The sequence below is a fragment of the Mesorhizobium sp. CA7 genome (assembly GCF_020165015.1).
Lineage (GTDB): Bacteria > Pseudomonadota > Alphaproteobacteria > Rhizobiales > Rhizobiaceae > Mesorhizobium.
The window spans coordinates 81889-91745 of record NZ_JAIUHH010000022.1 but is presented as its reverse complement, the minus strand read 5'-3'; the positions used below and the strand labels follow the sequence as shown (position 1 = coordinate 91745).

The window sequence follows — 9857 nt, the reverse complement described above, 5'->3', positions numbered from 1 at the left end:
AGTAGGCAGTAGGCAGTAGGCAGTAGGCAGTAGGCAGTAGGCAGTAGGCAGTAGGCAGTAGGCAGTAGGCAGTAGGTTGCTCTCTTTCCTATTGCCTACTGCCCAATTCCTACTGCCTAAATCCCCTCGCCGGCCAGCTCTTCCGAGAGCGTCGAGACCTGGTTCTGGGCGCTGCGCATCATCGGGTAGATCGCCAGCACCTTTTGCCAGGCCTCCAGCGCCGACTGCTTGTGGCCGGTTTCGGCCATGATCTGAGCGAGGCCAGAGAGCGCGCCGAAATGGCGCGGCTCGAGCTCCAGGGTACGGTCGATGTCGGCCATCGACTTCCCGTAATTCTTCATCATGAAATGGACGGTGGCGCGGCGGTTCCAGCCTTCGGCATAGTCGGGCTGCAAGGTCACGACCTGGTCGAGGAAGTCGAGGGCGACGTCGAATTTCTGGTCTTCCGTCGCCTTTTGCGCCCATTGCATCATCAGGTCGATCGAGGCGCTGCCTGACTGGTTCCATTCGTTCCAGATGCGGCCGGCGATGCGCTCGGCCGCCTTCTCGTTGCGCTCGCGCTTCAGCTCGGTGAAGAGCTGGTCGAGGCGGCCCTGCTTGGTCGGGGCGGCCGGCGGCGGCGTGGCGGCTGGCGGCGCGGTATCCGGAGGCAGCGCCCCCGGCACCGTTTCTGCTCCCGCGGGCAAAGCCGCGACGGAAAGCAAGAAGGCGGTGAGAGATGTAAAAAGAATCCGCATCGCCGGAATCTAGACCCCGACGGCGGATCGTCAAAGTGATTTTAACGTGAGAGCGCCGGCGAACCGGCAATCGACACCAGCGCGGCGAGGACGCCGCGCAGCAAGCGACAGCAAGCTGCGCTCAAACCTCAGCCCTGGCGCGCCTTGTAACGCGGAGCGGTCTTGTTGATGATGTAGATGCGTCCCTTGCGGCGAACCAGCCGGTTGTCGCGGTGACGCGCCTTGAGCGCCTTGAGCGAATTCTTGATCTTCATGGTCTTGCCTGTTCGGTCAGGGCCCGTTCCGGGCCGAATTTTAAAGGCGCGCCCGGAAAAGGCGCGCCTTTGAACTTGCGTGGCTCATAAACGAGGTGCCTTGCCCGTGTCAACCACGTGTGCGCGCCCCGAATGCCACAAGTGGGCCGGCAGATCAAATATTCGCCATCCGGCAGCACGGCATTGCGCGACTCAAGGGCGGCTGGGATGGTGCGGTCTCGCCGAAACGACCGGAGATTGCACATGCGCCGCCTGCTTTTGCCTGCCTGTCTTGCCTTGCTCGCGACGGCCCCGGCAGCTTTTGCCGAGGACTGCGACCGCAATGACGACAGCCAGTCGATGCTGAACATTTGCGCCGATGCCGACTACCAGGCGGCCGATGCCAAGCTCAACGCTGCCTACAAGAACATCATCGGCAGCAACGATCAGGCCTCGAACAAGCTGCTGCAGACGGCGCAACGCGCCTGGATCGCCTTTCGCGATGCCGAATGCGCCTATTCGACTGCCGGCAGCGAGGGCGGATCCATCCATCCGATGGAGGTTTCGGAGTGCCTGACGACGTTGACCAATGATCGCATCAAGCAGTTGACCTCCGGCGCCAACTGCAAGCTCAGCGATCCGAGCTGCGCAGGCTCGGACGCGGGCGACGACGACCAGGACATGCAGTAAGCGACGGTTATCGGGGTCTGATGAGGCGCGTGAAATGGCCCATCTTGCGGCCGGGGCGCGACTCGGCCTTGCCGTAGAGATGCAACATCAGGTCGGGCTCAGCCACCAGCGCCGGCACTTTCAGCATGTCGTCGCCGATCAGGTTTTCCATCACGCAGTCAAAATGCCGGGCGGGCGAACCCAGCGGCAGGCCGGCGACGGCGCGGATATGCTGCTCGAACTGCGAGACGACGCAGGCGGCCTCGGTCCAGTGGCCGGAATTGTGCACGCGCGGTGCCAGCTCGTTGGCCAGAAGCGCGCCGTCGGCCAGCACGAAGAACTCGACGCCGATGACGCCGACATAGCCGAGCGCGGAAAGGATTTTCGCGGCTGCCTCCTTGGCGGCGGCTTCCGTCTCCGGACGAATGGCCGCCGGCAAAGTGGAGCTGCGCAATATGCCTTCGCGGTGGACGTTTTCGGCCGGATCGAAGACAGCGACTGAGCCGTCGAGCCCACGCGCGGCGATCACCGAAATCTCGCGCTCGAAGGCGACCAGCGATTCCAGGATCAGCGGCACATTGCCCATCGCCTCGCAGGTGCCGGCAAAGCCGCCGGTCTGCATGTTGCGGAAGACGCGCTGGCCCTTGCCGTCATAGCCCATGCGGCGGGTCTTCAGCACGCCGCTGCCGTTGAACGTTTTGAGGGCCTCGGTCAGTTGATCGTCATTGTCGATGGGGCAGAACTCCGCCGTCGGGATGCCGATGCCGTTGAGGAAGCTTTTCTCAGTGAGGCGATCCTGCGCGACTTCGAGCGCGCGGGCCGGCGGATAGACCGGGACCGTTGCAGCCAGTGTTTGCGCCGCGGCGACCGGGACGTTCTCGAACTCGTAAGTGACGACGGCGCTGGCGCTGGCCAGTTCGGCAAGCGCTGCCGGATCGTCATAGGCGGCGACGATCTGCCGGTTGGCGACCTGGGCGGCCGGGCAGTCGGGCTGGGGCTCCAACACGACGATGCGATAACCGAGGCGCGCCGCGGCCATCGCCAGCATGCGGCCGAGCTGGCCGCCGCCGATGATGCCGATGGTCGATCCGGGCGCCAGGCTCACGGCGCGTCCGTCGGCTCGGCGGCGACCTTGGCGGTCTGCGCCGAGCGCCAGGCGTCGAGCCGGGCAGCGAGCTTATCGTCGTTCAGCGCCAGCACCGCCGCGGCGAGAAGTGCTGCATTGGCGGCGCCCGCCTTGCCGATCGCCAACGTGCCGACCGGGATGCCGGCCGGCATCTGCACGATGGAGAGAAGCGAGTCCTGGCCCGAAAGCGCCTTGGATTCCACCGGAACGCCGAACACCGGCAGAGGCGTCATCGCCGCCGTCATGCCGGGCAGATGCGCGGCGCCGCCGGCGCCGGCGATAATCACCTTGTAGCCGGCCGCCTTGGCACCCTTGGCAAACTCATAGAGGCGGTCGGGGGTGCGGTGCGCTGAGACGATCAGCCTTCTGTGCGGGATGCCCAGCGCCTCCAGCGTTTCCGCCGCCTGGCGCATCGTCGCCCAGTCGGACTGGCTGCCCATGATGATGGCGACGTCGGCACGCTGATCGGTCAAGGCTTCGCTCCCGGCGGCAAAGGCGCGCCTTAGCGGAATTCGCCGATAGCCGCAAGATTGTCGATGCGCACCGAGCCTAATCCGGCCAGCGCAGGGAGCCCGAAGAGTCCTTGCGCGCCACTTTCATCGCATCGGACGGACGCTCCTTCGCCGTCAACACGGCGCGCAGCTGCTCGGCGACGATCTCCGCCTCGCCGGGATGCAAATTGCAGGGGTCGAGGAAGAAGTGGCCGCGCTCGACCTCGTGGTTGCGGACGATCACCGGCGGCGAGCCGGCAGCCAAAGCGGAAGCCAGGCCGGCGGCGGTGAAGCGGCTTTCCGGACGCACGAACACCTGCAGGCGGTCGAGAGGATTGTTGGTCGGGTCGGGAATGATCTCAGCGCCGATGCCGGGAATGCCTTGAAGTGAATCCTTCCACAGATTGAGCGCCGCCTCCTCGCGCCGGCGGATGCCGGCATGGTCGCGTTTCTCCCAGGCGTCGAGCGCCGCCATAGTACCGGCAATGCTTTCCTTGCCGACCTTCATGGCGCGCGCAACGCCGCGGTTCTGCAGGTAGGCGGCGCGGACCAGGTCCTTGCGGCCGGTGACGATGCCGCTGGTCGGGCCCGAAAGGAATTTGTGGCCGCTATAAACGACGATGTCGGCGCCGCGCGCCAGGAAGCTGCGCAGGTCATATTCGGACGCGGCGTCAACGATCACTGGAATGTTCTTGGCATGACAAATCTCGCAGAATTCCTCCAGGGAGAGCATGCCGTATTGCACGGTGTGGTGGGCGACGACGTAGAGAGCCGCGGCCGTCCGCTCATTGATCGCTTCGCGCACGTGATAGTCCTGGGTGACGCTGACGGTACCCGCCGGAATGACCTTGGCGCCGGCGACGCGGATCGACTGGTCGATGGGCGCGCCATAGTTGACGATGTGGCCGAGCTGGATGACGACCTCGGACTTCAGCCCTTCGGTGTCGTCCGGCAGGCGTTCGATCGCGAGAAGGTTGGTGCCTGTCATCGCGCCGGCGATGGCCATGGTGATGCCCGAGGCGCAGCAGGCGGTGATGAAGCCGGCCTCGCCGCCGGTGAGGCGTGCGACCACCGCGCTCGCGGCGCGCTGCAAATCGTCCATCTCCACCCATTGCGAGGCGATCTCGGCCATGGCGCTGATCGCTTCGGGAACGATGATCGAGGCACCCAGCGCCGTCATCGTGCCCGAGACATTGATGATTGGTCTCAAGCCCAGCCGCTCGCGGATGGTGGTGTTGGAGCCGGCGTCGGAATAGGTCTTCATGTGAGTGGACTCCGTTAAGTCAGGCGGCGATCTCGACGACCGCTTCGATTTCGACAGTGATGTTTCGCGGCAGCGAGCCAACGCCGATGGCCGAGCGAGCATGGCCGCCAAGCTTGTCGAAAACATCGGCGAAGAGGTCCGAGCAGCCATTGACCACTTTGGGGTGGTCGCTGAAGGTCGGCGTGGCGTTGACGAAGCCGAGTAGCTTCACGACCCGCACAATGCGGCCGAGATCGCCCGCCGCGGCATGCATGACGGCGAGCAAATTGAGGCCGGTGAGGCGGGCATGCTCATAGGCCTGCTCGACGGTGACGTCATCGCCGACCTTGCCGGTGCAAAGCGTGCCGTCGGCACGCAGCGGCCCCTGTCCCGAAAGAAAGATCAGCCGGCCGCTCTCGGCATGGGTGACGAAATTGGCGATGGGCGTCGGCGGCTCCGGCAGCGTCAGGCCAAGCTCTGCGAGCCGTATGTAAGGCGACATGGAAGGGTACTCCCTGGATGGCCGAGGCCATCCGCTTTCAGAAATGCGAGGCGCGGAAACGCGCCAGAAATGCGCGGAGGCGCTCGTTGGTCGTTTCCGCCGCGAGCACTTCTTTCGGCGGACCGACGGCCGAGACACCGCCATCGGCCATGAAGACGATGCGGCTGGAGGCATCGCGGGCGAAGGCCATCTCGTGCGTGACCATCACCATGGTCATCCCGTCTTCGGCGAGGCTGCGGACCACCGCCAGCACCTCTCCGACGAGCTCCGGGTCGAGCGCCGAGGTGATCTCGTCGAGCAGCAGGATTTTGGGCTCCATGGCGACGGCGCGGGCAATGCCGACACGCTGCTGCTGGCCACCCGAAAGTTCGGCGGGCAGGCTGTCCGCCTTGTGGGCGAGGCCGACGCGGCTCAGCCAATGCTCGGCGATCGAGCGCGCCTCCGTCTTGCTCTTGCCGCGCACCTTGGTCAGGCCGAGCATAATGTTGCCGGCGGCGGTCAGATGCGGGAAGAGGTTGAAGCTCTGGAACACCATGCCGGTCTCGGCGCGCATGGCGGCCAAATCGCGTTCGCTGCGCCGCTGGCGCGCGCCGCCGTCGCGAAATCCAACCTCCTTGCCGTCGATGCGGATCGAGCCGCTGTCATAGCTTTCGAGGAAGTTGACGCAGCGCAGCAGCGTGGTCTTGCCGCTGCCCGAAGGGCCGATGATGGTGACGACCTCGCCCTTGGCCACCTGCAAGCTGACCGAGCGCAGCACGCTGACCGAGCCGAAGGATTTCGAGACCTCGGCAATATCGAGAAGCGCTGGGTTGTCGTTCGAACTGGCCATCACTTAATCCCGGATGAAAGCGAAGCGCCGTTCCAGCCGCCGGCTGGCATAGGAGAGCGCATAGTTGACGGCGAAATAGATGAGAGCGCCGAGAATATAGAGCGGCATCGCCTCATAGGTGCGGCCGATGACCTGGTTGATCGCCTGCATCAGATCGGTGATGCCGAGCAGCGAAACCAGCGCGCTGCCCTTCACGGCGTCGGTGACGCCGTTGATCCAGGGCGGCAGGAAGCGGCGGAAAGCCTGCGGGAAAATCACCGAGGTGAGGCGCTGCCGGAAGGTGAGGCCGATCGCCATCGCTGCTTCCGACTGGCCTTTTGGGATCGAGGCGACGGCGCCGCGCAGATATTCGACGACCTGCGCCGTCTTGAACAAGGTCAGCGCCAACACCGCTGCCCAGAAGGACTGAAGGTGCACGCCGACCGCGGGCAGGCCGTAATAGACGAAGAACATCAGCACTAGGATCGGGATGCCGCGGATGGTGTCCGAAAAGATGCGCACCGCCCAACGCAGCGGCGCTGGCCCATAGACCAGGCCGACCCCCAGCAGGACCCCGGCGATCAAGGACAGGACCACGACCAGCAGCGAGACCCATAAGGTCACGGCGAAGCCTTCGGCAAGAAACGGCAGGGCGTAGAGGATCTGGCTCAGCATCTCAGCGCGCCGCCCTGAACCGGCGTTCGACCAGCCGCAGCGCAAACAGCAAGGTGTAGCCGGTCACCAGATACATCGCCGTCGTCACCAGATAGACCTCGACGATGCGGAACGTGTTGAAGTTGATCCACTGGGCGCCGTAGGTGAGCTCGGGCACCGAGATCACCGAGGCGATCGAGGTGTCCTTGAACAGCGAGATGAAGGTGTTGGACAGTGCGGGCAGCGTGATGCGCAGCATCGTCGGCAGGCGTACGTGGATCAGGCGCTGCCATGGAGTAAGGCCGATCGCCTTGCCGGCGTCGAGCTGACCGCGCGGCACCGCTTCCAGGCCTGAGCGGAACACCTCGACAAGATAGGCGCCGCTATAGACCGATAGCGTCAGGACAAACGAGGTAGGGGCGCTGTAGGCAAGGTCGACGACCGTCGGCAGGCCATAGAAGACCAAATAGACCAGCAGGATCAGCGGAACGTTGCGGATGAATTCGACATAGGCGGCGATGATGGCGCGCACCACGCGTCCGGCCGAGACATACCAGACGGCCAGCACCAAGCCGATGACGATGCCGATGGCGATCGAGATGACGGCAAGCTCGAGGCTGAGCAGCAAGCCGCCCCACAGCTTGTCGAAATGCCGCCAGATCAGGTTGAAATTGAGCGTATAGCCCATGCGTCCGTCTCAATGGCCCGCGGTGAACGTAGCATTCATCATTCCCATGGGCCGGTGTGAGGAGAACAGGCGGAAGAACGGTTGCCCCGCCCTTCCGCCGGTTGGTCGTGTGGCGCGTCAGATGACCGGGAAGCCCGGATGGCGCGGCGGCGGCTCCTGACCGAAATATTCCTTGAAGGCGGCATCGTAGAGCGCCGTTTCATGGCCGAACATGGCGATGGTGAAGGTCTGGTTGACGAAGGTCAGCCAGTCGAGGTCGCCTTGCCGGACCGCAGCGCCGTAAAGCATCGAGTACCAGCTCTTGCCGGCGTCGAAATACTTGTCGGGATTGCGCGAGGCGAGCCAGCGCACCGTCGACAGATCGACAGCGGCGGCATCGGCGCGCTTGGATTCCAACGCCTGCAGAACGTTCGCCTGGGTGTCGATCTGCAGCACCTGCGCCTGCGGCAAGGCAAAATGCACCGAGCTTTCGGCGTCGACATTCTGCAGGATCGAGATGCGGGTATTGGCACCGTTCGCCAGGAGCTTGTCGAAGGTCTTGTTCTCGGAGCCAGGCAGCGTCAGCAGCGCGACGCCTTCAACGTAATATGGCCGCGAGAAGTGGATCAGCTGCGAGCGCTGCGCCGTCATGGTCATGAACTGGATGGTGATGTCGACCTTGTTGGTCGTCACGTTCGGAATACGCTGCGCCGGATCCTGCATGACGAACTCGACCTTGGTCGGGTCGTCGAAGAGGCCCTTGGCAAGGATGCGGCCCATGGTGATGTCCATACCGACCAGCTCGCCGGCATCGTTCTCGAAATGCCACGGCGCGTTGGTGCTGCCGGTGCCGACGATCAGCTTGCCGCGATCGAGCGCAGTGCGCAGCACGCTGTCGGACGCGGCTTGCGCCGCCGCCTTCTCGGCGCTGATGGCGGTGAGCGCGCCGGCGGTGGCCAGCCCCGCCATTCCCAGTTTCAGAAAATCACGTCTGCCGGATGTGTCGTTCACGGCGACCTCCTTTGATGGTGTGTTCCCCAATGCAGCAGAGATACGCGTCGCAATCAGCGATTGTCTCTTACAAGAGACGTGTGTATCCTGTACAAGACAGATACTAGCACTAGGAATCGACAATGCAAGAGCGTGAAACGCTGACCGAGTGGCCGAGCGAGGGTGCGGATGAAGAGCGGCCGGCGGGCTCGCGCGAGAAGGGGCTCAACAGGGCCTTGAACATCCTGGAATTCCTGCATGCCAACCAGCGTGCGATCGGCATCGGCGACCTGGCCAAAGGGCTCAACGCGCCGCGCTCGACGACCTATACGCTGGTGCGCGAGTTGGTCGAAGCCGGGCTGCTGGAAATGGCTGGCGACGGCAACCGCGTCTATTTCGGCAAGAAGCTCTATCTCTATGGAATGGCTTATATGCGCGGCAACGACCTGCTCAGGCGCGGCCGCCAGGAGGTCGACACGCTGTCGCGCGAGACCGGCGAGACCTCCGAGCTCTGCATGCTGCAGAGCGGCCGCTACACGATCGTCCATTCGAGCCCGGGCACCAGGCCGTTCCGCATCAGTTCGGCCACCGGCCTGCAGATTCCGCTGCCTTGGACTGCTTCCGGCCGGCTTCTGCTTGCCGGCCTCGACCGCGGCGGGATCGAAGCGATGGTCACGCGAGACGACCTCGTGCTGCCGGACGGCCGCAAGCTCGAACTCGATGATTTCATCGACGATATCGCGCGGGCGCGCGTCACCGGCTATTGCGTCACGTCAGGCCTGGTCGATGCATACACCAAATGCCTTGCGGCGCCGGTGTTCTCTGCGCCAGGCAAGGTCGAAGCGACCATGTGCCTTGTGGTGCCGATCGACACGTCCGAAGAACGGACCGGCGAACTTCTCGCGCTGCTGCGCGAACGCGCGGCACGGTTATCGATCTCTTGACGGCGCGGGGCGATCCGCTCAGGCAATGATGTCGGGAATGATGCGGTCTTCCAGCGCCGACAGCCGGTCTTTCAGCATCAGCTTCTTCTTCTTCATGCGCTGGATCTGAAGCGGGTCGCAGCCGGTGGCGATCATCGCGTTGATGGCGGCGTCGAAATCGGCGTGTTCTTGTTTGAGCCGGGAATATTCGAGGCGTATTTCAGCCTGTTCCTGTTCGGACATTATCTACCGTCTGCGTATGCATCGCCCAATCGGGCTGTTTGGGCGGGGCCGTGACTTGCGGGTTTGTGACCGGCGCGCAGCCCTTACCACATTTCACTTTGTCGTGGAATGCTACCACGTGGCATTCGACATCGAGATCGGTTGGTGGCAAACTGTCATGGTGCCGTCACAGTCGCAACCTGCGGTGGAGGCTCCTGCGACGGCTGCAATCGAGGAAACCATGAAAGGGAGAACCATTCATGTCTCTTGCATCCCATCTTGACGAGTTGCAGCGGAAACACGGTGATATCGAGCGCGAGCTCACCGATGCGATGAACCATCCTTCGGTCGACGACCTCGAAATCGTGAATCTCAAGCGACGCAAGCTGGCAATCAAGGACGAGATTGAAAAGCTGAAAGCTAGTCCGACGACACACTGAAGCTCTTCCAGGCACCATCATCGCAACCCGCCGCGGTGAGTTTCCGGTGGCAAGAAATGCCACCGGGCCGGTGCTTTTAACTGAAATTGACGGAAAGCTGGCCGCAAATCTTGCGGTCGGTCGGGTTATTATTTTTCGCACGGCTCCAGCCG

The 9857-nt window shown here is 63.7% G+C and carries 14 protein-coding genes; 3 read left to right on the top strand and 11 right to left on the bottom strand.

The features are described from left to right. Window positions 1-116 precede the first annotated feature (116 nt). On the bottom strand, window positions 117-737 hold the full coding sequence (locus LB552_RS26885; RefSeq protein ID WP_224611166.1) for a tetratricopeptide repeat protein: 621 nt from the start codon (window positions 735-737) through the stop codon (window positions 117-119). Between the two features lie 128 nt (window positions 738-865). Beyond that, the gene (ykgO, locus tag LB552_RS26880; protein ID WP_040974291.1) at window positions 866-991 is read right to left on the bottom strand and encodes a type B 50S ribosomal protein L36; all 126 of its coding nucleotides are present in this window, start codon (window positions 989-991) and stop codon (window positions 866-868) included. A 243-nt stretch (window positions 992-1234) separates the two neighbouring features. On the opposite strand from ykgO, the gene LB552_RS26875 reads away from it, so the two are divergent. Beyond that, complete coding sequence (locus LB552_RS26875; protein ID WP_224611165.1) at window positions 1235-1660, top strand: lysozyme inhibitor LprI family protein; 426 nt, start codon at window positions 1235-1237, stop codon at window positions 1658-1660. A 7-nt stretch (window positions 1661-1667) separates the two neighbouring features. Here the strand turns inward: LB552_RS26875 and LB552_RS26870 are convergent, their stop codons facing one another. The 8 genes from LB552_RS26870 to LB552_RS26835 form a co-directional block, all read right to left on the bottom strand. Further along, a complete protein-coding gene (locus tag LB552_RS26870) occupies window positions 1668-2744 on the bottom strand; it encodes a 5-(carboxyamino)imidazole ribonucleotide synthase (protein WP_224611163.1) in 1077 nt (358 codons plus the stop codon). Continuing rightward, window positions 2741-3238 carry a 5-(carboxyamino)imidazole ribonucleotide mutase gene (gene purE, locus LB552_RS26865; protein WP_224611162.1) on the bottom strand — a complete coding sequence of 166 codons (498 nt, stop codon included), beginning with the start codon at window positions 3236-3238 and terminating at the stop codon, window positions 2741-2743. Before purE ends, LB552_RS26870 begins: the two co-directional genes overlap by 4 nt. A 76-nt stretch (window positions 3239-3314) precedes the next feature. After that, window positions 3315-4520 (bottom strand): aminotransferase class V-fold PLP-dependent enzyme, encoded by a 1206-nt coding sequence (locus LB552_RS26860; RefSeq protein ID WP_224611160.1) that lies wholly within the window; start codon window positions 4518-4520, stop codon window positions 3315-3317. Between the two features lie 19 nt (window positions 4521-4539). Then, window positions 4540-5001 carry a RidA family protein gene (locus LB552_RS26855; protein WP_095767324.1) on the bottom strand — a complete coding sequence of 154 codons (462 nt, stop codon included), beginning with the start codon at window positions 4999-5001 and terminating at the stop codon, window positions 4540-4542. A gap of 37 nt (window positions 5002-5038) precedes the next feature. Further along, entirely contained in the window at window positions 5039-5830 is a 792-nt protein-coding gene (locus LB552_RS26850; protein WP_224545559.1) for an amino acid ABC transporter ATP-binding protein, read from the bottom strand. Window positions 5831-5833: 3 nt separating this feature from the next. Beyond that, entirely contained in the window at window positions 5834-6484 is a 651-nt protein-coding gene (locus LB552_RS26845; protein ID WP_224545560.1) for an amino acid ABC transporter permease, read from the bottom strand. A 1-nt stretch (window position 6485) separates the two neighbouring features. After that, window positions 6486-7151, bottom strand: a complete 666-nt coding sequence (locus LB552_RS26840; RefSeq protein ID WP_140841553.1) for an amino acid ABC transporter permease — start codon at window positions 7149-7151, stop codon at window positions 6486-6488. 117 nt (window positions 7152-7268) lie between these two features. Next, window positions 7269-8141, bottom strand: coding sequence for a transporter substrate-binding domain-containing protein (locus LB552_RS26835; RefSeq protein WP_411966407.1), 873 nt, complete (start codon window positions 8139-8141; stop codon window positions 7269-7271). Between the two features lie 122 nt (window positions 8142-8263). Between LB552_RS26835 and LB552_RS26830 the strand changes: the two genes are divergently transcribed. Continuing rightward, window positions 8264-9064 carry an IclR family transcriptional regulator gene (locus LB552_RS26830; RefSeq protein ID WP_224611159.1) on the top strand — a complete coding sequence of 267 codons (801 nt, stop codon included), beginning with the start codon at window positions 8264-8266 and terminating at the stop codon, window positions 9062-9064. A gap of 18 nt (window positions 9065-9082) precedes the next feature. Here LB552_RS26830 and LB552_RS26825 read toward each other — a convergent pair whose 3' ends face one another. Next, entirely contained in the window at window positions 9083-9286 is a 204-nt protein-coding gene (locus tag LB552_RS26825) for a YdcH family protein (RefSeq protein ID WP_040985243.1), read from the bottom strand. A gap of 239 nt (window positions 9287-9525) precedes the next feature. Here LB552_RS26825 and LB552_RS26820 point away from each other — a divergent pair, with 239 nt between their 5' ends. Next, a complete protein-coding gene (locus LB552_RS26820; protein ID WP_042641511.1) occupies window positions 9526-9705 on the top strand; it encodes a YdcH family protein in 180 nt (59 codons plus the stop codon). Window positions 9706-9857 lie beyond the last annotated feature (152 nt).

Bases quoted from the DNA above. Each gene is read 5' to 3' on its own strand.
- LB552_RS26840 (WP_140841553.1), bottom strand. From the start codon at position 7,151: ATGGGCTATACGCTCAATTTCAACCTGATCTGGCGGCATTTCGACAAG.
- LB552_RS26860 (WP_224611160.1), bottom strand. From the start codon at position 4,520: ATGAAGACCTATTCCGACGCCGGCTCCAACACCACCATCCGCGAGCGG.
- LB552_RS26855 (WP_095767324.1), bottom strand. From the start codon at position 5,001: ATGTCGCCTTACATACGGCTCGCAGAGCTTGGCCTGACGCTGCCGGAG.
- LB552_RS26875 (WP_224611165.1), top strand. From the start codon at position 1,235: ATGCGCCGCCTGCTTTTGCCTGCCTGTCTTGCCTTGCTCGCGACGGCC.
- LB552_RS26850 (WP_224545559.1), bottom strand. From the start codon at position 5,830: ATGGCCAGTTCGAACGACAACCCAGCGCTTCTCGATATTGCCGAGGTC.
- LB552_RS26885 (WP_224611166.1), bottom strand. From the start codon at position 737: ATGCGGATTCTTTTTACATCTCTCACCGCCTTCTTGCTTTCCGTCGCG.
- LB552_RS26825 (WP_040985243.1), bottom strand. From the start codon at position 9,286: ATGTCCGAACAGGAACAGGCTGAAATACGCCTCGAATATTCCCGGCTC.
- ykgO (WP_040974291.1), bottom strand. From the start codon at position 991: ATGAAGATCAAGAATTCGCTCAAGGCGCTCAAGGCGCGTCACCGCGAC.
- LB552_RS26830 (WP_224611159.1), top strand. From the start codon at position 8,264: ATGCAAGAGCGTGAAACGCTGACCGAGTGGCCGAGCGAGGGTGCGGAT.
- LB552_RS26845 (WP_224545560.1), bottom strand. From the start codon at position 6,484: ATGCTGAGCCAGATCCTCTACGCCCTGCCGTTTCTTGCCGAAGGCTTC.
- LB552_RS26820 (WP_042641511.1), top strand. From the start codon at position 9,526: ATGTCTCTTGCATCCCATCTTGACGAGTTGCAGCGGAAACACGGTGAT.